19 protein-coding genes and 1 pseudogene are annotated in these 21,063 nt (G+C 70.6%); 7 read left to right on the top strand and 13 right to left on the bottom strand.

What is annotated here, in order from left to right:
- The first annotated feature begins 98 nt into the window (after positions 1-98).
- Positions 99-1,337, top strand: coding sequence for a hypothetical protein (locus ACWCPF_RS12000; protein WP_451044864.1), 1,239 nt, complete (start codon positions 99-101; stop codon positions 1,335-1,337).
- Positions 1,338-1,441: 104 nt separating this feature from the next.
- On the opposite strand, the gene ACWCPF_RS11995 is transcribed toward ACWCPF_RS12000, so the two are convergent.
- From ACWCPF_RS11995 to ACWCPF_RS11975, 5 genes are all read right to left on the bottom strand, one after another.
- On the bottom strand, positions 1,442-2,155 hold the full coding sequence (locus ACWCPF_RS11995; protein WP_451044863.1) for a hypothetical protein: 714 nt from the start codon (positions 2,153-2,155) through the stop codon (positions 1,442-1,444).
- A 7-nt stretch (positions 2,156-2,162) separates the two neighbouring features.
- Positions 2,163-2,804: a sigma-70 family RNA polymerase sigma factor gene (locus ACWCPF_RS11990; RefSeq protein WP_451044862.1), complete on the bottom strand. Its 642-nt coding sequence runs from the start codon at positions 2,802-2,804 to the stop codon at positions 2,163-2,165.
- On the bottom strand, positions 2,804-2,995 hold the full coding sequence (locus ACWCPF_RS11985; protein ID WP_451044861.1) for a hypothetical protein: 192 nt from the start codon (positions 2,993-2,995) through the stop codon (positions 2,804-2,806). The genes ACWCPF_RS11990 and ACWCPF_RS11985 overlap by 1 nt, the downstream gene beginning before the upstream one ends.
- A gap of 1,071 nt (positions 2,996-4,066) precedes the next feature.
- The gene (locus tag ACWCPF_RS11980) at positions 4,067-5,809 is read right to left on the bottom strand and encodes a caspase, EACC1-associated type (protein ID WP_451044860.1); all 1,743 of its coding nucleotides are present in this window, start codon (positions 5,807-5,809) and stop codon (positions 4,067-4,069) included.
- On the bottom strand, positions 5,806-6,156 hold the full coding sequence (locus ACWCPF_RS11975) for an effector-associated constant component EACC1 (protein WP_451044859.1): 351 nt from the start codon (positions 6,154-6,156) through the stop codon (positions 5,806-5,808). Before ACWCPF_RS11975 ends, ACWCPF_RS11980 begins: the two co-directional genes overlap by 4 nt.
- Positions 6,157-6,295: 139 nt before the next feature.
- On the opposite strand from ACWCPF_RS11975, the gene ACWCPF_RS11970 reads away from it, so the two are divergent.
- Positions 6,296-7,170, top strand: a protein-coding gene (locus tag ACWCPF_RS11970) for an IS5 family transposase (RefSeq protein WP_451044858.1) whose coding sequence is annotated in 2 segments (ribosomal slippage) — positions 6,296-6,670 and positions 6,673-7,170 — 873 coding nt in all. Because the reading frame shifts where the segments join, the coding sequence is not laid out codon by codon here.
- Positions 7,171-7,190: 20 nt separating this feature from the next.
- On the opposite strand, the gene ACWCPF_RS11965 is transcribed toward ACWCPF_RS11970, so the two are convergent.
- Positions 7,191-7,721 (bottom strand): GNAT family N-acetyltransferase, encoded by a 531-nt coding sequence (locus tag ACWCPF_RS11965; RefSeq protein ID WP_451044857.1) that lies wholly within the window; start codon positions 7,719-7,721, stop codon positions 7,191-7,193.
- A 957-nt stretch (positions 7,722-8,678) separates the two neighbouring features.
- Positions 8,679-8,936, bottom strand: a pseudogene (locus tag ACWCPF_RS11960) (ribonuclease domain-containing protein); the annotation flags it as partial.
- Between the two features lie 207 nt (positions 8,937-9,143).
- Between ACWCPF_RS11960 and ACWCPF_RS11955 the strand changes: the two are divergent.
- Positions 9,144-9,890 carry an SDR family oxidoreductase gene (locus ACWCPF_RS11955; RefSeq protein WP_451044856.1) on the top strand — a complete coding sequence of 249 codons (747 nt, stop codon included), beginning with the start codon at positions 9,144-9,146 and terminating at the stop codon, positions 9,888-9,890.
- 130 nt (positions 9,891-10,020) lie between these two features.
- Here ACWCPF_RS11955 and alc read toward each other — a convergent pair whose 3' ends face one another.
- Both alc and allB read right to left on the bottom strand, forming a co-directional pair.
- On the bottom strand, positions 10,021-11,136 hold the full coding sequence (alc, locus tag ACWCPF_RS11950) for an allantoicase (protein ID WP_451044855.1): 1,116 nt from the start codon (positions 11,134-11,136) through the stop codon (positions 10,021-10,023).
- A 68-nt stretch (positions 11,137-11,204) separates the two neighbouring features.
- On the bottom strand, positions 11,205-12,548 hold the full coding sequence (gene allB / locus ACWCPF_RS11945) for an allantoinase AllB (protein ID WP_451044854.1): 1,344 nt from the start codon (positions 12,546-12,548) through the stop codon (positions 11,205-11,207).
- Positions 12,549-12,799: 251 nt separating this feature from the next.
- Between allB and ACWCPF_RS11940 the strand changes: the two genes are divergently transcribed.
- A complete protein-coding gene (locus ACWCPF_RS11940) occupies positions 12,800-13,597 on the top strand; it encodes an IclR family transcriptional regulator (protein WP_451044853.1) in 798 nt (265 codons plus the stop codon).
- 43 nt (positions 13,598-13,640) lie between these two features.
- Here the strand turns inward: ACWCPF_RS11940 and ACWCPF_RS11935 are convergent, their stop codons facing one another.
- Positions 13,641-13,928 carry a DUF5955 family protein gene (locus ACWCPF_RS11935; protein ID WP_451044852.1) on the bottom strand — a complete coding sequence of 96 codons (288 nt, stop codon included), beginning with the start codon at positions 13,926-13,928 and terminating at the stop codon, positions 13,641-13,643.
- Between the two features lie 213 nt (positions 13,929-14,141).
- Between ACWCPF_RS11935 and ACWCPF_RS11930 the strand changes: the two genes are divergently transcribed.
- Both ACWCPF_RS11930 and aceB read left to right on the top strand, forming a co-directional pair.
- Positions 14,142-14,837 (top strand): nucleotidyltransferase family protein, encoded by a 696-nt coding sequence (locus ACWCPF_RS11930; RefSeq protein ID WP_451044851.1) that lies wholly within the window; start codon positions 14,142-14,144, stop codon positions 14,835-14,837.
- A 95-nt stretch (positions 14,838-14,932) separates the two neighbouring features.
- Complete coding sequence (aceB, locus tag ACWCPF_RS11925) at positions 14,933-16,558, top strand: malate synthase A (RefSeq protein WP_451044850.1); 1,626 nt, start codon at positions 14,933-14,935, stop codon at positions 16,556-16,558.
- Between the two features lie 31 nt (positions 16,559-16,589).
- On the opposite strand, the gene ACWCPF_RS11920 is transcribed toward aceB, so the two are convergent.
- From ACWCPF_RS11920 to ACWCPF_RS11910, 3 genes are read right to left on the bottom strand one after another with little or no spacing between them, the layout of a single operon-like run.
- The gene (locus tag ACWCPF_RS11920) at positions 16,590-16,883 is read right to left on the bottom strand and encodes a SelT/SelW/SelH family protein (RefSeq protein WP_451044849.1); all 294 of its coding nucleotides are present in this window, start codon (positions 16,881-16,883) and stop codon (positions 16,590-16,592) included.
- Positions 16,880-17,794, bottom strand: coding sequence for a HipA family kinase (locus ACWCPF_RS11915; protein ID WP_451044848.1), 915 nt, complete (start codon positions 17,792-17,794; stop codon positions 16,880-16,882). Before ACWCPF_RS11915 ends, ACWCPF_RS11920 begins: the two co-directional genes overlap by 4 nt.
- Before the next feature lie 20 nt (positions 17,795-17,814).
- Positions 17,815-19,401 carry an IucA/IucC family protein gene (locus tag ACWCPF_RS11910; RefSeq protein WP_451044847.1) on the bottom strand — a complete coding sequence of 529 codons (1,587 nt, stop codon included), beginning with the start codon at positions 19,399-19,401 and terminating at the stop codon, positions 17,815-17,817.
- A 101-nt stretch (positions 19,402-19,502) separates the two neighbouring features.
- Between ACWCPF_RS11910 and ACWCPF_RS11905 the strand changes: the two genes are divergently transcribed.
- The gene (locus tag ACWCPF_RS11905; protein ID WP_451044846.1) at positions 19,503-21,029 is read left to right on the top strand and encodes an IucA/IucC family protein; all 1,527 of its coding nucleotides are present in this window, start codon (positions 19,503-19,505) and stop codon (positions 21,027-21,029) included.
- The last annotated feature ends 34 nt before the right edge of the window (positions 21,030-21,063 follow it).

Genomic DNA, 21,063 nt, shown 5'->3' with positions numbered 1-21,063 from the left:
CGGAGGAAGCGGCGCGGGACGGCCGACCGCGTAAGGAGTCTGCGCCCGACCTGCGGCGCAAGCAGGGGCTCCGCCCCCTCTCCAGCTCCGAGTTGGGCATGTCCGTGAAGCTGCCGTACATCTCTTTGCTGCATCATCTCGCGCGCGGCCTGTCGCTGACCCAACGTGGCGCGGCGCGTGGGCTGGCAGAGCACTGGGGCAGTCTGAAGTACATCCAGGCGCTGCAGGCAGGCAAGGGCACGTACCTGTGGCTCTCGTCGGAGGGCAAACGCATCGCCAAGCACTACAAGACGCTCCAGTCGGACGAGTTGGGTCAGGCGTTCGCTCTGACGCTCGCCGAGCGCATCCTGCGCAGCCGCTTTCCAGATCACGAGGTCTCGATCCTGCACTCGGACACCGTTCTGCGTGCCGGCTGGGCTCTGACCAGTGCGGAAAGGGAGAACAAGGACGACAGGAGCACGAGCGTCGGCTACCGCTACCGGCCCCACTATCTGGCCGAGGTGTGGAAGCCGGACCAGCCGTCCGTGATCTTCCCCATCGCGTGCAAGGGCAATCACAGCGGGGCGGCCGTCTCCCACACGCAGCTGGCTTCCTGCGCAGCCCACGTCGACGGCGTCCACATCGGTGCATGGAACGAGACCCCGGGCTTGTTGTTCAGCACCGAACTCCCTCTGGACGGGCCGGTCACCGTCCACGCCCTGCATGCGTCAGGAGCCGGATCTCGTCTCGACCTCCAAGGCACCGTGGGCACTCGTGAGGCAGACGTAGATCAGCCACCCCGGCAGAAGGAGTATTTCCCGGGGATCGAGCGCCCCCAAGAGAGGGGACGCCACTTCGAGCCCGAGCCCGGCTGCCAAGTCAAGCCTGAGAATTTCGCGTGGTTCCAGGAAGCCCTGGCCCGTACGGACGCAGCCGGTCTGACGGCGTTCGCCGGAGCGGGCCGTGCCACAGCCCGGTTGTTGACAAAGCGGCAGGGCAGAGAGTTCTTCAAGACGTTTGAGCATCCTGCCGCGGGCAGCGTCCAGGACGTCACGCACGAGCTGCTCGGCGAGGCCTTTGCCGGTACCGATCACGTCTTTCGACTCAACGGCGACCACGTGGAGGCTTTCTCCGGGGTTCAGGTGGATCTCTTGCGCCACCTGGCCAGGGGCACCCGCAACGGTGACGACGCCGCACAGCGTGCCGAGGTGTCGGCGGGGCGCAAGGCGGCGCACGACCGAAGCCGGGTGTGGTCCCGCGCCGATTGGGACGACAACTGGGGTGGGCCAGTCTCGATCCACCGGGACGGCACGGTGCTCGCCCTGCGTATGGTGGACGTGCGGAAAACGGGGCACTGAGCCCAACACTGGCTATGGTTTCGCCGCGGCGGCACTGCCGAAGTGCCGCATCTTCAACTCAGACAGCCCGTCTCTCTGTCATGGCCTCAGCCCGGGTTGGCGGTTCACGCGGTGACGAGTTCGTCCCAGTGGTCGGCGAGGGCGGGAATGGGCTGGGGAACGGGCCCCAGGACGCCGCTGTGGGGGGTTTGGAGTTCGTCGACGGCGTCTTTGACGGCGCCTTCGGAGACTGCGGGGCCCGAGACGGGGAGGGTGTAATGGACGCTCGGGCCGAGGGAGGGCTCGGCACTGGTGTCGGCATGGTGGGGCACTGGTGTGTAGCAGCTCCAGTCCAGGCGGTTGAGGCGGTGGATCTGGCTGGCCCAGTGCTGGGCGTCGCGCATGTCTCCGTGGCGCAGGTGGAGCAGGTAGAGGCTCAGGGCGGCGGTGGCGCTGCCGGCGCCTGCGGCGTAGTGCCACCAGAACTGGGCTCCTTCTTCCTGGTCGGCGAGGTAGAGCAGGCAGGCGAAGGTGAGGGCGCCTTCGGGGTCGCGGGCGGTGTCGAAGGCGGTGATGTGGAGGGCGGCGCCGTGGTGGTGGACGGCGCCGCGGCACAGGGTGCGCAGGTCGTGCGCGGCCTGTTCGTGGAGGGCGCCGGGGAGCTGGTGAGCTCGGGCGCCGGAGGGTGCAGCAGTGCTGAGTAACTGCACCCAGCGCAGCTCGTGCAGGTGGCGGGCGAGGGCGTGCCGGGCGCTCTCCAGGTCGGCGGCGGTGTATTCGCCCTGGAAGACGCGGGCACGGCGTAGGGCCTCGTCGATGCTGCGCGGGGCGCGGGCCATGGGTGGGTCACTCCTTGTCGGTGTCGTCCGTGACGTCGGCGTCGGCGGTGTCGTCGAACTGGAATCCCATGGCGGCGGCGAGGCGGTGCTTGGCAGTGCGTCGGGTGGAACGGACGGTGGCTTCCTGGATTCCCATGATCAGGGCGGTCTCCTTGGTGTCGAAGCCGAGGGCGTCGCGCAGGATGAGGACGTCGAACTGCCGCTCGCTCAGCTTCGTCATCTGCCGGTACAGGCCCATGCCTTCCTCGAGTTCGGCTAACTCCGGGCCGTATTCCGAGTGGAAGGAGGCGCGGAACGAGTTGAGAAGGGGCTCGGAGGCGGCGCGCAGGGCCCGGGCGAAGGCCAGCGTCTCCGTCGTCGCGGGGCTGCGGCCTTGTGCCTCGAGTTCGCCGTGGACGCACTGCTTGAACAGGGCCCAGGCGTGGGCAGCGGGGTTGGGCATCGCTTCCAGGCGGAACCAGATGGTGGCCAGGTAGAGAAAGGTGCTGTCGACCAACCGGCGGGCCGCGGCCGCGTTGCCGAGGTGGATACGGCTGTACTCGAGGCACGCGCGGTCGTAGCGGGCCTGGAATTCCCAGAACTCGGGCGGCATGAAGGCTGCGAGGTTGTGGGTGACACGTCCTGACGGGTCGGGTCGCTGGCTCGTCATCAGCGGCCTCCGTCGTCCAGAGACGCCGTGTGCGATGGGGAGGCGGAGTGAGGCTGTTGTTCGATCAGGGTGGCCGCCCCGATGCGGACTCCGGCGCCGAGCAGGCGCCGCACTAAGAACCACACGTCGGGCGCGAACGAACGCGCCGCGGCGGCGAAGGCCAGCACGAGGCTGACTACGTCGTAGTCCACAGTGGTTGTTTTCCTTCGTTTCAGGCGGCGGTCTGACCACTCCGTCCCCGTCGGCGCGGTCAGGCACCTAGAGCACCGTTGCTCCGGGGAACAGGTAAGCCCACTGATGCAGGTAAACGTGCACGCCTCCGAACACATCTTTCTAACGGAAGGTACTTTTCCGCTTACCGTAAGATGCGATGATCTTTACTGTCGTACACCGAGGTTTCGCCACCCTCAGCACTCGATTCGCCACCCCCGCTCACCAGGACGCCTTCCGGAGGCGAAGCGCTTCGACCCTTATTTGCGCGAACCTGCAATTGCACGATCAATTTCACGATGTGTCTCAGATCACGTTTGACCGCCTCCGGTTGATGCTCTCATGCGCCCCGACTTCCCCGTGAGCACGGCCGCGAGCCGCCTTGACCAGACCGAGGCTGTGAGGGTGGCCGCGTACCCTCCGATCGCTGCCGAAGCCGCGCGGGATCTCTTGTCGTCGCCTGGGGTGGCGGCACTGACCGACCCCGGTCGAGAACCGTCAGGCAGCCGGAGGCCCCGCGCAGGATCTTCCAGCACTTCATCCGGGCGACCACTCTTGCCTTCGACTGCAACTCCGCGAGTGAACTGGGCTAACGGCAGGAATTCGGCGGGGCCCTTTGCTTCGTACGGCAGCCGGTGGGGCGTTGGATCGCGTGCTTGCCCCCACCCGGCGGCATTCAGCGCCGACGATGTGGAGAGCGCGTGATGCGGCCGGGCGGAAGCCTTTGCCGTTCGGCAGTCGCCACCCGAATGTTGGCCGGGGGACGTGTGCTGCCGCGGATCGTCTTGACGATGGTGATGTACGCACAGCCAGCGCAGACCGCCCGTGTCACCTGGTCGGCGGCCGTGCGACGCGGGTCGACGAGGTTGGCTCTCGGCGAGGGAAGAATGCTCGGCTCCGCGGCTCTCTTTCGTTGGCCCAGAGCACGTGCAACGGGAGGGAATGCGGTTCGGGAGGTCCTCGCCGGCCACATCCGGTCGGCACGGGGGACGGGTCTGCCCTTTCCCGCCGTGACGGCATGGGTTCCGCATACGGTCAGGCTGAGAGTCCGGTCAGAGGTAGCGTTCCACGTCGGCCCGCATCTGTGCCGCGCTGGAGTACCGCTCTTGTGGCAGCGGCGCAATGGCCTTCTCGATCAGCTCTTCGATGCCGGGGTTCAGGTCGGGCACGAGCGTTGAGAGCCGAGGCGGTCGGTGTACGAGTGGTTGTGGCGGCCAGCGGCCGTCGTGGAGGAGCTGGCCGGCGATGAGTTCGTAGAGGGCGGCTCCGGTGCTGAAGATGTCTCGAGTGACGTGGGGAGGCGCACCGGAGAAGGCTTCGGGCGGCATGTACATGTGCGTTCCGCTGACGTTGCCGTCCTTGTGGATGGTCTCGTTCATGCTGGAAATCCCGAAGTCCAGGATCTTTATGCGTCCTTCGGGGGTCAGCATGAGGTTGGACGGCTTGATGTCGCAGTGGATGATGCCTGCCGCGTGGGAGTGCTCGAGTCCGTCCAGGACGTTCAGTGCCGCGGCGAGGGCCTCGTGCACCGTGAGCCGGGTGGCTGCCGCCGCCGCACTCAGGTCCCAGCCAGGCACATACTCCATGATCATGTATTGGTCTGCGTCTTCTTGTACGACGTCGAACACCCCGGCTATGGAGGGGTGGTTGAGGGCTGCCGCGGCTCGCGCTTCGTCGCGGAGGAGTTCGCCTCCCCACCTTGCCATGTCTTTGTGGAGACGTTTGATGACGATGGTGCGTCCCAGCAGAGTGTCACGGCAGAGGTAGACCTCTCCCATCCCGCCGGCAGCGATCACGGTTTGGGTCGCGTAGCGGCCGTTCGCGAAGGATCTGCCGGAATTCCGCCCGACGAGCCGTTCAGCCGGGGTACGGCTGCGTTCTGTGGCCCTTCGCTGCTCGCTCTTCGTACCTGCCGTCGTGGGAGCCGTATCGGCGGCAGCGGCCGGTGCGGCGGCGGTGGCATCGACGTGTCCTTGGCGTAGGCGTGCGACCAGTGCACGAAGATGCCGGTGCGCGACAATGGTGGGCTCTGCTACTGGCCCGGTCTGCACGAAGGCCCGGTTCGCCACCATCGCTGTGCGTCCTGAGGTGTCGCTGCCGGTGCGGTCGGGCCGTGGGCGGCCCTTGGCCGCCAGGGCTTCTTTGACGCCGTCGTAGACCTGGTCGACGGTGAGGACTGCTGGTCCACCGTCGATGCCCCTTTGGAGCACGCTCAGCAGCTCGCCCGTGAACGCCGTGTAGGTTTCACCGACGGGGGCCAGGGCGACGCGGTCGTCTCGTGCCGAGGTGATGACGGTGGTTCCCGCTGCCGCCGCCTGGCCCTTCACTACCTCCGAGGTGCTGCCCATGACGGCGTGAGCTTTGCCGCTGAAGCAGCTGTCCAGGACGGCGACCCGGCGCTTGGCGCGGGCCCGGGCGATGAACCTTCGCATCCATGTGTAGGGAACTCCCGTCCATGGGTCGGCCAACCGCGAGGCAGGGAGGGACAGCGAGAATTCCATCTCCTCGTCGAGGATGCCGTGCCCGGCGTAGTAGACCAGCAGCGTGTCGCGGGCTGCTGCGGCAGCCGAACGCAAGGGCGTGATCAGGTCATCGGCGGTCGTAGCGTGCTGGATGACGTGACAGTGTGCGGCCGGCAGACCCCAGCCGGCGGCGGAGGTGAAGAATTCCTGCAGGGCCTCGATGTTGTTGGCGACGGCGGGCAGGTCAGGTGCGTGGCTGTAGCGGGCGAATCCGATCAGCAGGACGTGCGACTGCGCAGGGACAGGCAGGCTGCTCGGCTGGTGGGATGTCACGACGCGTCGCTGAGTGCCTCTGCGATCTGCGCGATCTTTTCGGCGTCGTCAGTGTCGACCGTGACACGGATCCCGTTGCGCTCGATCACCACGTCGGGCTTCCTCGGCGAGGTCCGTCGCCATGTCGCAATGGCCACGACGAGGCCGGCCAGTTGGAAGCCCTCGTCCATCACGACCTGAACGACGTCGAAGGCCGAGCCCATGTCGCCTTCCCCGGCAGGCATCGCGACGAGGTCGATCTCCACACGCTCACCAACCTCTTCGTCCCCGCGCAGCCACTCGGCCAGCTGAAGCAGGCTGCGCGAGTCTGCGTGTTCGGGCGCGATCTGCAATCGGTACGACGTCATGCTTCCCCCGGGTCTCGTGTGTGGTGCGCAATGTGAAGACTACGGGCCGTGCGGCTGATGTACTCGGCCCACGGGCACGTGATCACTCACCGTCAAGATCCTTATCGACAGCAGATCACTAGTGAAATGATCACGCGTCGTGGCACGTGGTGATCTGACGGACGAACAGTGGGCCCGGTTGGAGCCGTTGTTGCCGAATGGCCAGAAGTCCGGCCGGCCGCCGACATGGCCGAGGCGGCAGCTGATCAACGGCATACGGTGGCGGACCCGGGCGGGAACGCCGTGGCGGGACGTACCCGAGCGGTATGGGCCGTGGGACCGGGTCTACGACCTGTTTCGGCGCTGGCAACGGGACGGCACCTGGAAGCGCATCTTCGCCGTGCTGCAGTCCCAGGCGGACGCGAATCAGCTGATCACCTGGGATGTCAGCGTCGACTCGACGGTGTGCCGTGCCCATCAGCACGCCGCCGGAGCGGTCAAAAGGGGGATCTCCAGAAGGAGCCGCCCGGGGGCGTCGAGACCGAGCCGGACGGCCACGGCCTCGGGCGCTCACGCGGCGGGCTGACCACCAAGGTCCATCTCGCGGTCGAGCAGGGGCAAAAGCCCATGTCGATCGTGATCACGGCCGGGCAGCGCGGGGATTCCCCGCAGTTCGAGCCGGTCCTGGAACGGATCCGAGTGCCTCGGCAGGGGCTGGGGCGTCCGCGCAAACGGCCCGACAAGGTGCGCGCCGACAAGGCGTACGGATCCCGGAGGAACCGCTCCTACCTGCGCCGACACGGGATCCGCTGCACGATCCCGGAGAAGAAGGACCAGACCCGCAACCGCAAGAAGCTCGGCTCCCGCGGCGGTCGGCCACCGAACTTCGACAAGACTGACTACCGCGAGCGCCACGCGGTCGAGTGCGGCATCAATCGCCTCAAACGCCACCGTGCTGTGGCCACCAGATATGACAAACTCGCGGTCCGCTACGAAGCGACCGTGCTGGTCGCGGCCATCAACGAGTGGCTGTAACCAGCACGGCTGCACAATGCCTACAGAGTGATCCAGTAGCGACGCTTGACGCCCGCGTCGGTGGTGCGGACGTCCTCCAAGACGCCACCGTTGCGCTCGATGCTGCGCGCCGATCCGACATTGTCGTCGTCGCAGGTGACGAGGACCCGACCCAGACCGAACGCACGGGCCTCGAGTAGAACCGCCCCGAGGGCCCACGTGGCCAAGCCACGCCTCCGGGCGGAGGGCCGGATGCTATAGCCGACGTGCCCGCCGACATCGAGCAGCACGGCGTTCAGATAGTGCCGCAGATCGATGGCTCCCAGATAGCTGTCGCCCTCGACGATCCACCAGTGGGTGGCGTGGACGCGCCCTTCTCCCACGGCAACTGACCTGTCCGACTGCTGCCGCAGTTGCTCGACCCACGCCGCGAAAACCTCGGGGCTGTCGAGGTCGGCTTCAGGTGCGAGACGCAAGCCGGTCCCGTCCTGGTGGGCACCTGGAGACCACTCGGCACGCGCCGCGAGCCATGAGGACTGGAGTCGACCTGTGGGTGTGATCAGTTCAGGCATGCGGGCGACGATAACACTCGTTCGTCCCCTGTGATCAGGCGTTTTGCGCTGGCCTGGGCCCACGACTGCTCACGCATCACGCATGACCGACCCCGACCAAGATCTACTTTCACAACAGGCCCTAGATCGCGAAGGGGGAAGAGCAGCGACTGCGCATCCAGGCCGAGCGGATCCAACCGGCGCTCCTCAGTTCCCAGCCGTCGTCGTTCGACGAATACGTCCACCGGCTCATGGTTCCCCCCGGCCGGCATGGACCTTGCCCACAAGGCGGCCGCCAATCCAGTCCTCCGCCTGGGATATCCAGGCGATCCGCTGGCATCTCGACCCCCAGGTGGACACCACACCGAGACTGCTGCGGCAGATCCCCAATGACAAGGTCCACGGCGAGAACGGCAACCACAGCCACCCGCTGTATCCAGGTGGCCTGCACCGGCATGGGCAGTACGACGGGCTGGCCGAGAAACACGGAGCGAGGGGAGACGCACTTCGACGAGAACGCGCGTCTGGACTTCAGAGCGGTTTGGCCACTGCCTGCGGCCGCGACCGGCGGATTGCCACCCTGCGAGAGCAGCGTGCGGGCTTCAATATGCAGGGCGTGTGGCCGGCACCGCTGTCTGGCCGGGAGTACGAACGGTTGCCGCAGGCCCCGACCGCCACCGCCAAAGGCAGCTGCCCCGGGCAGCTCAAGATCCGGACCATGCCCGGGCCAACGACTCCGCTGAGCTGTCCACGGCTGCCGTGTGCGCAGGTCAGCGTTGCGATGCCGCTGTACCACCAGCAGGCCAAGAACCTGCTGGCAGACCCTCGTACTTCAGTCGGCGCCCTCGCGACGTGTCCTGGCCCGCCCACAGAGACCCCGATTACTGAAGTAATCGTTGTCTCTTTCCGCCCCCGATTCGACCCCACTTCAAAGCCCTGACCTGAATAAATGAGATTCCAGGAGATCAGACGCTACAACTCGTGGTAGTAACCGGTCGACTGACTGGGCAGCACGCCCTCGCGGTTCTGGAAGACGGACCCGTCCTGCGAGTACGGGAAGGGTCCGCCCGCCTCGATGAGCTCGAGGGTGTCGTACGCCTGGGACGGCAGCTTGGTGTAGCAGACGCTGCCGACCGCGGCGTGCGCCGTCGTGGCGGAGACGGTGCCGCCGACGAGCAGGGCGGACAGCACGGCCGCCGATGCTCCGATGCGGGTGATTCGTGGGGGGAATCTCATGCCGACATGATGACGCGCGTAGACCATGGCATGTCAATGACAACTCCGAGGATTTTCCCGTCAAGTCCGATGAATTTTCGGGAAGTTAACCTCCGGCTACCCGTCGGCCGGGAGTTCGTGCGGCCCCGGGCGATCTCGATGTCCGTTCGCCGCCAGCGACGCACGGCCCCGGCGGATGGGATGGGAGGCATGACAACGACCTACGCAATGACCACGACACACGGAACTCTGCACGGCAAGGCGGCCCTCGTCACCGGCGGCAGTCGGGGGATCGGGGCGGCCACGGCCCTGCGGCTCGCGCGGGAGGGCGCGGATGTGGCGGTGACGTACCTGAACGGCAAGGAGGCGGCCGACGACGTCGTACGGGCCGTGACGGGCCTGGGGCGGCGGGCCGTGGCCCTGCGCGCGGACTCGGCGGACCCGGCCGAGGCGGCCGGGGCGGTGGACCGGGCGGCGGAGGCGCTGGGCGGTCTCGACGTGCTGGTGAACAACGTGGGCGTCGGCGTCCTCGGCCCGCTGGACCAGCTCGATCTCTCCGAGGTCGACCGGGTGCTGGCGGTGAACGTGCGCGGGGTGTTCCTGGCCTCGCAGGCGGCCGCCGCGCGGATGGCGAACGGCGGCCGGATCATCACGATCGGCAGCTGCATGACCCAGCGGGTGCCCGGCCCCGGCGGCACGCTGTACGCGATGAGCAAGGCGGCCCTGGCGGGTCTGACCAAGGCGCTCGCCAGGGAGCTGGGTCCGCGCGGGATCACGGCGAACCTCGTCCACCCGGGCCCGGTCGACACCGACATGAACCCGGCGGACGGCCCGTACGCGGCCGCCCAGGCGACGATGACCGCCCTGGGCCGCTTCGGGCGGGCGGAGGAGGTGGCCGCGACGGTCGCGCATCTCGCGACGGCCGACTACGTCACGGGCGCCGAGTTCGCCGTGGACGGCGGACACGCGGCGTGAGCCTCGGCTGAGCGCCGCCCGCGCCCGGCGCGGCGCGGGTGACCGAGACCGGGTCGTGGTGCACCGCCCCCGCGTCCGCGCCGTGCACACCCCGCCCCCGCCGGGGTGTGCACGGCAGCCCGAGCCCGGCTCAGCCGCCCAGTTCCTGATGACGGGCGGCCAGGGCCGCGGCGCCCGCCTCCGTCAGGGAGCCGAACAGGCGCAGGCGGGAGATGCCGCCGTCGGGGTAGATGTCCACGCGCGCGTGCGTGCCGACGGCCGGGGCCGGCAGGACGAAGCGGTGGTTGGTGTCGGGCTGGAGACGGGTGCGCGGGACGATCTCCGTCCACGCGCCGCTCTCGCCGTCCCTGACCGACACCGAGGCCCAGCCGGCGCTGTTGCCCTTCAGATACGCGGTGTCGATCTCCAGCGCGCGGATCTGCGCCTGGGCGACCAGCCGGTAGCGGATCCAGTCGTGGCCGGTGTCACGGCGGCGGCGGGTCTCCCAGCCGTCGTCCATCTTGCGGGAGCGGCCCGGCTGGATGGTGTTCGAGGCCGGGGAGTAGAAGAGGTTCGACGCGTCCTCGGCCCGGCCGCCGTTCTCCAGGGCGACGACGTCGAAGGCGCCGAGCACCGCCAGCCACTCCGGGTCCGGGACGACCTCGCCGTACACGCGCAGGCGCGCGATGCCGCCGTCGGGGTGCTGGTTGACCCGCAGATGGGTGAAGCGTTGTTCCACCGACACGGAGAAACCGTTCGCCGCGTGGCCGCCGACCGGCGTGCGCGGCACGAGCGTCGTCCACTTCACGTCGTCGCCGAGAAGTTCCTCGGGGGACGGCGACCCCGGCGCCGACGTGCCCTCGACGGACACGGCCTGCGGGTAGTTGCCGCGGAAGTGCGCCGTGTCGACGACGATGCCCCGGATCACGCCGGGCGCGCCGAGCCGCACCAGCGCCCAGTCGTGGTCCTCGGCGGTCGGCCACGGATGGTCGGCGGAGGCGCCCCGGCGGCGACGCGTCTCCCAGCCGTCCATGATCTTGCCCTTGTGCCCGAAGCGCTCCGGGTCGAACTCGGCGGGGTGCGGCAGCAGCAGGTTCTCGCGCTGCGCGAAGAACTCGTCGTTGGCGGCGACGACGGCGGCGCCGAGCTGCCGGTCGGCGAGGTTGGCGTGGTGCGTGAAGGGGAAGTCGGCGGTGCGGTGGTCCGCGTACGGGTCGCCGCCGCCGTAGGGGTTCGCGTCGCCGGTGAAGCTCTTTATCGCCGTCACGGTGATCAGGTCTGCCTTTCGATGGTCGGCCGGTGCAAAGTGCGCTGCGGATGCCGGTGCGGGGCGGGTCAGGGGGTGCGGGTGAGGAGACGACCCTTCGGCTCGGTGAACTCGCCGTCCGCGACGATGCGTTCGCCGCGCAGCCAGGTGGACTTCACGACGCCGTGCAGGGTCTTGCCCGCGTAGGCCGTGACGCGGTTGCGGTGCTGGAGGGCGGCCGGGTCGACGGTGAAGGTCTCGTCGGGGGCGAGGACGGCGAAGTCGGCGTCGCGGCCCGCCTCGATCGCGCCCTTGCGCGACAGGCCCGCCAGCGCGGCCGTCCGGGCCGACATCCACCGCACGACGTCCTCCAGGCCGTGACCGCGTCGGCGCGCCTCGGTCCACACCGCGGCCAGGCTGAGCTGAAGTCCCGAGATGCCGCCCCACGCGGTCGCGAAGTCGTCCGTCTTCAGGTCGGCGGTGGACGGCGAATGGTCGGTGACGACGCAGTCGATCGTGCCGTCCGCCAGGGCCTGCCACAGCAGGTCCTGGTTGGCGGACTCGCGGATGGGCGGGCAGCACTTGAACTCGCTGGCGCCGTCCGGGACCTCCTCGGCGGTGAGGGTCAGATAGTGCGGGCAGGTCTCCACCGTGAGGCGGACGCCCTCCGCCTTGGCGGCGGCGATCAGCGGCAGCGCGTCGCTCGACGACAGGTGCAGCACGTGCACGCGCGCGTGGAGGCGCTTCGCCTGGGCGATCAGGCCCGCGACGGCCGTGTCCTCGGCGTCGCGCGGGCGGCTGGCGAGGAAGTCGGCGTACCTGGGGCCGCCCGTCTGCGGAGCCGCCGCCAGGTGGCGGGGATCCTCGGCGTGCACGATCAGCAGGCCGTCGAACCCGGCGATCTCGGCCAGGGACCGGGCCAGCCCGTCGTGGTCGAGGTGCGGGAACTCGTCCACGCCCGACGGGGAGAGGAACGCCTTGAAGCCGAAGACGCCGCTGTCGTGCAGCGGCCGCAGGTCCTTGACGTTGTCGGGCAGGGCGCCGCCCCAGAAGCCGACGTCGATGTGCGCCTTGTCGGCGGCGGCCTCCCGCTTGACGCGCAGGTGGTCGACCGTCGTCGTCGGCGGCAGGGAGTTCAGGGGCATGTCGACGAGGGTGGTGATGCCGCCGGCCGCCGCCGCGCGGGTGGCGGTCCAGAAGCCCTCCCAGTGGGTGCGGCCGGGGTCGTTGACATGCACGTGGGTGTCGACCAGCCCGGGCAGCAGGACGTCGTCGCCGAAGTCCTCCAGGCGGGCGCCCTCGGGCAGCGGGGCGTCGTACGGCAGGACGGCCGTGATCGTGCCGCGGGCGACCGCGACCGCCGCGGGGCGCGTCCCCTCGGGGGTGACGACCCGCCTGGAGCGCAGTACCAGGTCGGCTTGAGCGTCGGACACCCGGACTCCTCTCTGTTCAACATTCCGTTGAAGGAGTGTTCACTCCCGCCTCCACACCGTCAAGGGCGCACTCCCCCACGGAGCGCCCGCCCCGACACCCTGGACGTTTCCACAAAGCGGAATTAGTATTCCGACAAGCAGAACGTAGCTAGGCACAAGCGAGGAGTCAACCGACCGCCGGGTAGGCTTCAGCCCCTCCCGCCAGTTTCGAACCGTCAGTTTCGAACCGCCAGTTTCGAGAGGAACGCGCCGTGCCGACGTCCAGCGCCAGCACCACCGACTCCGCCAAGTCCGCCGGCGGAGGGGTCCAGTCCCTCGAGCGCGCCTTCGATCTCCTCGAACGGATGGCGGACGCGGGCGGCGAGGTGGGCCTGAGCGAGCTGTCCGCGAGCAGCGGGCTGCCGCTGCCCACCATCCACCGCCTGATGCGCACCCTGGTGGCCTGCGGTTACGTCCGCCAGCAGGCCAACCGCCGCTATGCACTCGGCCCGCGGCTGATCCGGCTCGGCGAGTCCGCCTCCCGGCTGCTGGGCACCTGGGCCCGCCCCTACCTGGCCCGGCTGGTCGAGGAGACCGGCGAGACGGCGAACATGGCGCTGCTCGACGGCGACGAGATCGTGTACGTGGCGCAGGTGCCGTCCAAGCACTCGATGCGGATGTTCACCGAGGTCGGCCGTCGGGTCCTGCCGCACTCCACGGGCGTCGGCAAGGCCCTGCTCGCGGGCTTCCCGGACGCCGAGGTCCGCGCGCTGCTCGGGCGCACCGGCATGCCCGCCGCCACCGAGAAGACGATCACCACGGCCGACGGCTTCCTCGCCGCGCTCGCCGAGGTGCGCCGCGCCGGGTACGCGGTCGACGACAACGAGCAGGAGATCGGCGTCCGCTGTCTGGCGGTGTCGGTGCCCGACTCCCCCACCGCCGCGGCCATCTCCATCTCCGGCCCGGCGGGCCGCGTCACGGAGTCGGCCACGGAGCGGATCGTGCCCGTGCTCCAGCAGGTGGCGGTGGAGCTGTCGGAGGCGCTGACCAGCTCGGGACCGGCGGTATAGGCCCACGTCGGCCACCGCTCAGCGCTACCCCCACACCCACGGCTCAGCCGCGCGGCGACTCGCCGAACAGCTCCACCGCGCTGCGCACTTCCGACAGTCCGCGGGACAGGGCGCTCATGGAGCCGATCGCCCCGGCGATCAGCAACAGCGACCGGCGCAACCGGGGAATCTCCGGGATGCCGTGCGCGGCCATCGCGGCGAGCGCGGCGAGTTCGTCCTCGGCGACGACCCGGTCCGGGAACTCGGCCGGGTGCGCGGCGAGTTCGCGGCGCAGCCGGGACACCGCGGTCCGCAGTTCCGCCACCCTCGGATCCTCGTCGCTGCCGGTCACTGCCCTCTGCGCCCTCTGCCCCAAGCTCGGCAACACGGCTCTCCCCCCATGGCACGCACCCGCGCGCGTGCGAGTACGCGCGCGTGTTCCCACCCCGCGCCCCCATGGTGTTGGTCGAGCACCGAAGGACGCGCGGGTCAGTAAACGCCACCCGATGCCGGATCCGCCACTGCGCGGACGGAAATTCAGTCCCCGGTCGGGTATGCAGGACGCATGACGCAATACGAACCCCCGGCCGCCGCCGACGCCGAAGGCCCGGTCGTCGGGCTGCTGCTCGCGGCGGGCGGGGGCCGGCGGCTCGGCGGGCGGCCCAAGGCGCTGCTCGCACACCGGGGTCGGCCGCTCGTGGAGCACGCGGCGGGGGTGCTGCGGGCGGCGGGCTGCACGCGCGTGTACGTGGTGCTGGGGGCCGCCGCCGACGCCGTACGGGAGCGGGCGCGGCTGGGGGGTTGCGTGGTCGTGGAGAACGCGGAGTGGGAGCAGGGCATGGGCGCGTCGCTGCGCGTCGGCCTCGGCTCGCTCGCCGGGTCGGGGGCGCGGGCCGCGCTGGTCTCGCTGGTCGACCAGCCGGGCATCGGGCCGCGGGCCGCGGCCTGGGTGCTCGCCGCGTTCGAGGACGAGCACACGCTCGCGGCGGCGGCCTACGACGGTCTGCGCGGCCACCCCGTGCTGCTCGGGTCGGCCCACTGGGCGGGCGTCGCGGCGAGCGCGCGCGGGGACCGGGGTGCGCGCGCCTACCTCGAGGAGCACGCGGCGACCGTCACCCTCGTGGAGTGCGCGGACGTCGCCGAGCCGTACGACATCGACACCCCCGCGGATCTCGACCGCCTCACCGGACCCACTGACCCCACTGACCCCACCGGTCCCGTCGCGACCCACTGGCGCCACCCCGGCAGGCAGGAATCTTGACGTCAACAAACCATTGAACTTCCACGATGAGGAAACTAGTATCCATTGTCCAGAAGGGCACCCGGTGCCACGCACGCTGAAGGAAGTGACCGCTCATGTCCGCACCAGCGCCGTCCCCGCTGGCCATCGTCGACGCCGAGCCCCTGCCGCGGCAGGAGGAGGTCCTCACCGAGGCGGCGCTCGCCTTCGTGGCCGAGCTGCACCGGCGGTTCACGCCACGCCGTGACGAGCTCCTCGCCCGCCGGGCGCGGCGCCGCGCCGAGATCGCCCGCACCTCCACGCTCGACTTCCTCCCGGAGACCGCCGCGATCCGCGCGGACGACTCCTGGAAGGTGGCCCCCTCCCCCGCGGCCCTGGACGACCGCCGGGTCGAGATCACCGGCCCGACCGACCGCAAGATGACGGTCAACGCCCTCAACTCGGGCGCCCGGGTCTGGCTCGCGGACTTCGAGGACGCCTCCGCGCCGACCTGGGAGAACGTCGTCCTGGGGCAGCTCAACCTGGCGGACGCCTACACCCGGAGCATCGACTTCACCGATCCGGGGTCCGGCAAGTCGTACGCGCTGAAGGACGCCGGCGAGCTCGCCACGGTCGTCATGCGCCCGCGCGGCTGGCATCTGAACGAGCGTCATCTGGTCGCCCCGGACGGCACCCAGGTCCCGGGCGCGCTCGTCGACTTCGGCCTGTACTTCTTCCACAACGCCCAGCGGCTGCTCGACCTCGGCAAGGGCCCGTACTTCTACCTCCCCAAGACCGAGTCGCACCTCGAAGCCCGCCTGTGGAACGAGGTGTTCGTCTTCGCGCAGGACCACCTCGGCATCCCGCAGGGCACGGTCCGCGCGACCGTCCTCATCGAGACGATCACGGCCGCGTACGAGATGGAGGAGATCCTCTACGAACTGCGCGACCACGCCTCGGGGTTGAACGCGGGCCGCTGGGACTACCTCTTCTCCATCGTGAAGAACTTCCGTGACGGCGGGGCCAAGTTCGTCCTCCCGGACCGCAACGCCGTGACGATGACCGCCCCGTTCATGCGGGCGTACACCGAACTCCTCGTCCGCACCTGCCACAAGCGCGGCGCGCACGCCATCGGCGGCATGGCGGCCTTCATCCCGTCCCGCCGGGACGCGGAGGTCAACAAGGTCGCCTTCGAGAAGGTGCGCGCGGACAAGGACCGGGAGGCGGGCGACGGCTTCGACGGCTCCTGGGTCGCCCACCCCGACCTGGTCCCGATCGCCATGGAATGCTTCGACAAGGTCCTCGGCGACAAGCCGAACCAGAAGGACCGGCTCCGCGAGGACGTCCACGTCGAGGCGGCCGACCTGATCGCCGTCGACTCGCTGAAGGCCGTGCCGACCTACCCGGGTCTGGTCAACGCCGTCCAGGTGGGCATCCGTTACATCGAGGCCTGGCTGCGCGGCCTGGGCGCGGTCGCCATCTTCAACCTCATGGAGGACGCGGCCACCGCCGAGATCTCCCGTTCGCAGATCTGGCAGTGGATCAACGCGGGCGTCGAGTTCGAGAACGGCGAGAAGGCCACGCCCGAGCTGGCCCGCAAGGTCGCGGCCGAGGAGCTGGCCGCGATCCGCGCGGAGATCGGCGAGGAGGCCTTCGCGTCCGGCCACTGGCAGCAGGCCCACGACCTGCTGCTGACCGTCGCCCTCGACGAGGACTACGCGGACTTCCTCACCTTGCCCGCGTACGAACAGCTCAAGGGCTGAGGCTCAAGGGCTGAGGCTCATAGGCTGAAACTCATGGGCTGACGTCGTCCTGTGAAGGCTTGTCCGAGTGGCCCAGGGGCTTTCCCGGGGCCACTCGGTCGCGTACGAGCCGCTTCACCGCCGTCGGCTCCGGGAAGCCCTGCTCGCGGCGGTCCCAGACGACCTCGCCGTTCACCCGGACGACGAACACGCCTCCGGTGCCGGGCTTGAGCGACAGCTCGGTCAGCTCGGTCTCGAAGGTGGTGAGCAGCTCCTGCGCCAGCCAGGCCGCGCGGGGCAGCCAGCGGCACTGGGTGCAGTACTCGATCTGCACGACCTGGGTCATCCGAGATGCACCGACCAATCCTGTTCCGCCGCCGGCTTGCCGTGCAGGTCGGGGACCTGCTTCAGCCACTTCGGCCGGCCCTGCTGTGTCCTCGCCGCCCTGAGGGCCTCCTCGGCGGCGAGTTCCTCCCGGGTGGGGAAGTCGGTGGGCAGCCAGGCCGCGGAGGCGCTCACGCGCGCGTGGAGGTACTCCACGTACGCCTCCCGGAGGACGTCCGGGGCGCCGGACCCCGCCTCGTCCGTCAGCCAGGCGTCCGGCACCTCGGCCACGATCGCGCGCAGCAGCTCCTCGGTCACCCGGGGGGCCAGCTCGGCGTCGGCGGCGCGGACGTCCGGGGCGTAGTGGCCGAGGGCGTGGTGGCGGAAGTCGTAGGCCTTCTCGGGGTCGGCGCCGTCCCAGCGGTGGTGGAAGACGAGGGCCGCGCCGTGGTCGATGAGCCACAGCCGCGGGGGCGCGACCCCGAGGGTGGGCCAGATCATCAGGTTGGAGCTGTGGACCGTCCGGTCGACGTTGACGGTCAGGGCGTCGAGCCAGACGATCCGGCCGGCCTCCACCGGGTCCACGGGGAAGGACTTCGCGATCTCCGGGGTGAAGTCCCGCGCGCCCGGCAGGTGGTCCATGCCGAGGTTGAGGCCCGCGCTGGCGCCGTGGAGTTCCCGTACCTCCTGGTGGGGCTCGCCGTCGCCGATCGCCGGGTCGAAGTGCACCAGGACCAGCTCGGGGAAGCGCAGCCCGAGGGCGCGCGCCAGCTCGCCGACGATCACCTCGGCGACCAGCGCCTTGCGGCCCTGCGCGGAGCCGGTGAACTTCACGACGTACGTGCCCAGGTCGTCGGCCTCGACGACCCCGGGGACGGAGCCGCCGGACCGCAGCGGGTTCACGTATCGAACAGCAGTCACTTCGCGCAGCACATCGGCCAGCGTAGTTCAGATCATGTACCGACCAACGGGTTGGGCAGCGGCAGGTAGCGGGCGTCGGCGCCGTCCGCGCCCGTCCAGCGCAGCAGCAGGTTGGTCTTGCCGGGCAGGGTGGGCGCGGTGAGCAGGGCGGCGGCCTCGGGGAGGTCGTGGCGGGCCAGTTCGCGGCGCACCGCGGGCCAGGGGTCGAGGCCGGGGCGCCGCTCGGCGAGGGCCGCGGCGACCTCGTACAGGTGGTTCACGACCAGGCAGTACACCAGCCGCTCCCAGCCGGCCGCCCGCTCGACGTCCGCGAGCAGTTTCACGCCCTCGGCGTCCCGGAACAGGGCCTGCACGGGGAGGCCCTCGGCGTCGACGGCGACCAGCGTGTTCTGCAGATGCGCCTCCAGGACGACGCCGTGGTCGGCGAAGGCGGCCAGCGCCGGCGGGACGACGACGGCCAGGTACGCCTCCCACCAGGCCGCCGGGTCGGGCGCGGCGGCCAGCGGGCTGCCCGCGAAGCCCTCCACGAGGCCCGCGGCGAGCAGCGGGGTCGCGCCGGGCAGGAGATGGCCGTCGAGACCGTCGCGGACCAGGACGGCGAGTTCCTCGAAGGCGAAGTCGGCGGTGCGGTAGCCGCGGTCGCTCAGCCAGGCCGCCGGGCCCTCGATCGCCGCGAAGGCGCGGGCCGCCGCCGCGTCGGTGCGGCGCAGTCCCAGCAGGTCGTGCCGCCACAGCCGGCGGATGTCGTTGGTGATGCGGACGTCGAGGCTGAACTTCAGGCACAGGTCCCGCTCGGGCGCGTACAGCGTGCGCACGGCGGCCGTCGGCCAGGCGTCGAAGTCGGTCGTGCCGAGCCGGACCAGACGGCCGTCGGCGAAGGCCGGTGCGAGGTCCACGAGGTCGAGCTGCCAGGGGTGGGCGGGCAGCAGCCGGTAGCCGGGCGGGGCCGTGCCGAGGGCGTCCAGCGCGGAGGTGTCGCCCTCCTCGGCGACGGTGTCCTCGCGCACGCCCAGCAGGACGAGCGGGAAGCGGGCGTACGCCTCCGGGGCGTAGGGCAGCCAGCCGGCGTGCGGGCCGCCGCCGCGCGCCTTGGGAGCGGGGTGGTGGGGGTGGCCGGTGAGCAGGCACTGCTCGGAGCGCAGGTAGGGGTCGGCGGGCGGGGTGGCACCCGCGCGTGCGGCGAGCAGTGCGGCCACCGCGTCCCGGCTGTCGATCATCTCCGCGGGCAGCTCGTGGTTGGACAGTCCGGTGTGCCGGCGCAGCTCCTCGGCGACCAGCTCGACGAGTTCCTCGTGGCCGAGCCGACGCCAGGCCCCCGCCGCCCTCGCCGCCGCCCCCGCCGTCTCCACCTCGGGCTCGGCCGGCCGCCGGGCGCCGCGCACGCGCAGCAGCCGGCCGCTGCCGGGCAGCCGGTACACCGGCCGCCCGTCGGCTCCGGGCGGTCGGGGCAGCTCTTCGCCGAGCTCGCGGAGCAGACAGTTGAGCAGCGGCGCGGCCGCGTAGGCGTCGGCCTCGGCACGCACCGCAGCTTCGGCGGACGCCGCATCGTCGCCGGACGCCGCGGATTCGGCGGACGCGGCAGCCTCGGCGGGCGGGGGGATGAGGTCCACGTGATCCACTGGTTCTCTGGTTCCCTACGGTTCTTCTGAGCGGAGACGATCAGTATCGCCGTCGTCACGGCCCCTCCGTGACGTCGTACCCGTACCCCAGGAGCCCACCCGTGCACCGTTCCCCCAGCGCAGAGTCCGAGCTGGCCGAAGAACTGGCCGCCGTACGTCCCGCTCTCGGTCCCCGGTTCGCGGCCGCGTTGCCGGGGGCCAGGGCGGCCGTTCTCACCCGGCTGTGGCGGGCCCTCGTGCATGAACCGCTGCCCTGGATCGCGCACCGGGCGCAGCCCGCGGGCGAGAGCCTGCTCACACTGGGCGACGGCCGCCGTCTGCACGGCCCGCGCGCGGACCCGTACGCGACCGCCTCCTATGTGACGGAGGTCCGGCTGGACGGGGTGGCGTACGACGATCCGGCACGGTTGATGACGGAGCTGGCCGTGCCGCACGGCGCGGATCTCGCCGCCGAGCTCGGCCACAGCGTCGCCTCGCTGGCGCTCTCGCGGGCCGGGCAGGCACCCGACGGCACCTCGCTGAAGGACCCGCGGGAGTGGCCGGCGCACGACTGGGAGTGGGAGCAGCGGGTCGTCGACGGGCATCCGTACCACCCCGGCTGCCGGTCGCGGCCCGGCTTCACGGTGGCCGAGCAGCTGGCCTACGGGCCCGAGCACCGGCCGTCGGTGCGGCTGGGTCTGCTGCCGGTGCCGGCCGACGAGTGCCTGGTGTCGGGCGAGTGGCCGCCGCACCTGCGGGACGGGTCGCGGCTGGTGATCCCGGTGCATCCGTGGCAGGCGGCGCATGTGCTCAAGCTGTTCTGCGAGGAGGGGGCCACGGCGCATCCGCTGATGTCGCTGCGCACGCTCGCCCTCGCCGACGGTCCGCATGTCAAGACGGCGTTGAGCACCCGGCTGACGTCCTCGGTGCGGGACATCTCGGTCGGTTCCATCGTCGCGTCCGCGGCCCTGTCGGAGTTCGCGGAGACGTTGACGCCGCGCGTGTACGGCCTGCTGCACATGACCCGCACGCTGGGCGCGGCGACCGCCGACTCACCCGATCTCGCGGCCGTGCTGCGCGAGTCGCCCGCCGTCTACGGCGCACCGGGCGAGCGGGTCGTCCCGGTGGCCGCCCTCGCCGGCACCGAACTGCCGGGCTCCCCCGGCTGGTTGGCGCAGTTCGCCCGGCTGGCGCTCACCGCCGGGCTGCGGCTGCTGGAGCTGGGCGTGGCGTTGGAGGCGCACGGGCAGAACCTGCTGGTCGTGCTGTCGGCGTCGGGCGCCCCGCTGCGGCTGGTCTACCGCGACCTGGCCGACATCCGCGTCAGCCCGGCCCGGCTGGCCCGGCACGGCATCCCGCTCCCCGACGGACTGCCCGCCCGGATCCTCACGGACGACGTCACGGCGCTGCGCCGCAAGCTGTTCGGCTCCCTGGTGGCGGGCGCGCTCGCCGGGACGGCCGGCAGCCGCCCGGCCCTGCGAGCGGCCCTGGAGACGGCCGTACGGGACGTCCCGCCGACCCCGGACCTCGCGGCGCTGCGCGCGAATCCGCTGCCCACGAAGGCGCTGACGCTGATGCGGCTGTCGCCGGGGGTGTCCGGGGACCAGTGGGCGCTGCTGCCCAACCCGCTGGGCGGGGACGCGGGCTGACCTTCGTTTTGTGGCGGGACGCCTCTGATCAATA

Source organism: Streptomyces sp. NPDC001858, assembly GCF_053594615.1.
Note: the sequence above shows the minus strand (reverse complement) of the source record. Positions and strands in the feature narration are given on the sequence as shown.

What these genes read in the sequence shown, in the direction of transcription:
- ACWCPF_RS12000 (WP_451044864.1), top strand. Translation starts at nt 99, where the DNA reads ATGTCCGTGAAGCTGCCGTACATCTCTTTGCTGCATCATCTCGCGCGC.
- ACWCPF_RS11995 (WP_451044863.1), bottom strand. Translation starts at nt 2,155, where the DNA reads ATGGCCCGCGCCCCGCGCAGCATCGACGAGGCCCTACGCCGTGCCCGC.
- ACWCPF_RS11990 (WP_451044862.1), bottom strand. Translation starts at nt 2,804, where the DNA reads ATGACGAGCCAGCGACCCGACCCGTCAGGACGTGTCACCCACAACCTC.
- ACWCPF_RS11975 (WP_451044859.1), bottom strand. Translation starts at nt 6,156, where the DNA reads ATGACGTCGTACCGATTGCAGATCGCGCCCGAACACGCAGACTCGCGC.
- ACWCPF_RS11965 (WP_451044857.1), bottom strand. Translation starts at nt 7,721, where the DNA reads ATGCCTGAACTGATCACACCCACAGGTCGACTCCAGTCCTCATGGCTC.
- ACWCPF_RS11955 (WP_451044856.1), top strand. Translation starts at nt 9,144, where the DNA reads ATGACCACGACACACGGAACTCTGCACGGCAAGGCGGCCCTCGTCACC.
- ACWCPF_RS11930 (WP_451044851.1), top strand. Translation starts at nt 14,142, where the DNA reads ATGACGCAATACGAACCCCCGGCCGCCGCCGACGCCGAAGGCCCGGTC.
- aceB (WP_451044850.1), top strand. Translation starts at nt 14,933, where the DNA reads ATGTCCGCACCAGCGCCGTCCCCGCTGGCCATCGTCGACGCCGAGCCC.
- ACWCPF_RS11920 (WP_451044849.1), bottom strand. Translation starts at nt 16,883, where the DNA reads ATGACCCAGGTCGTGCAGATCGAGTACTGCACCCAGTGCCGCTGGCTG.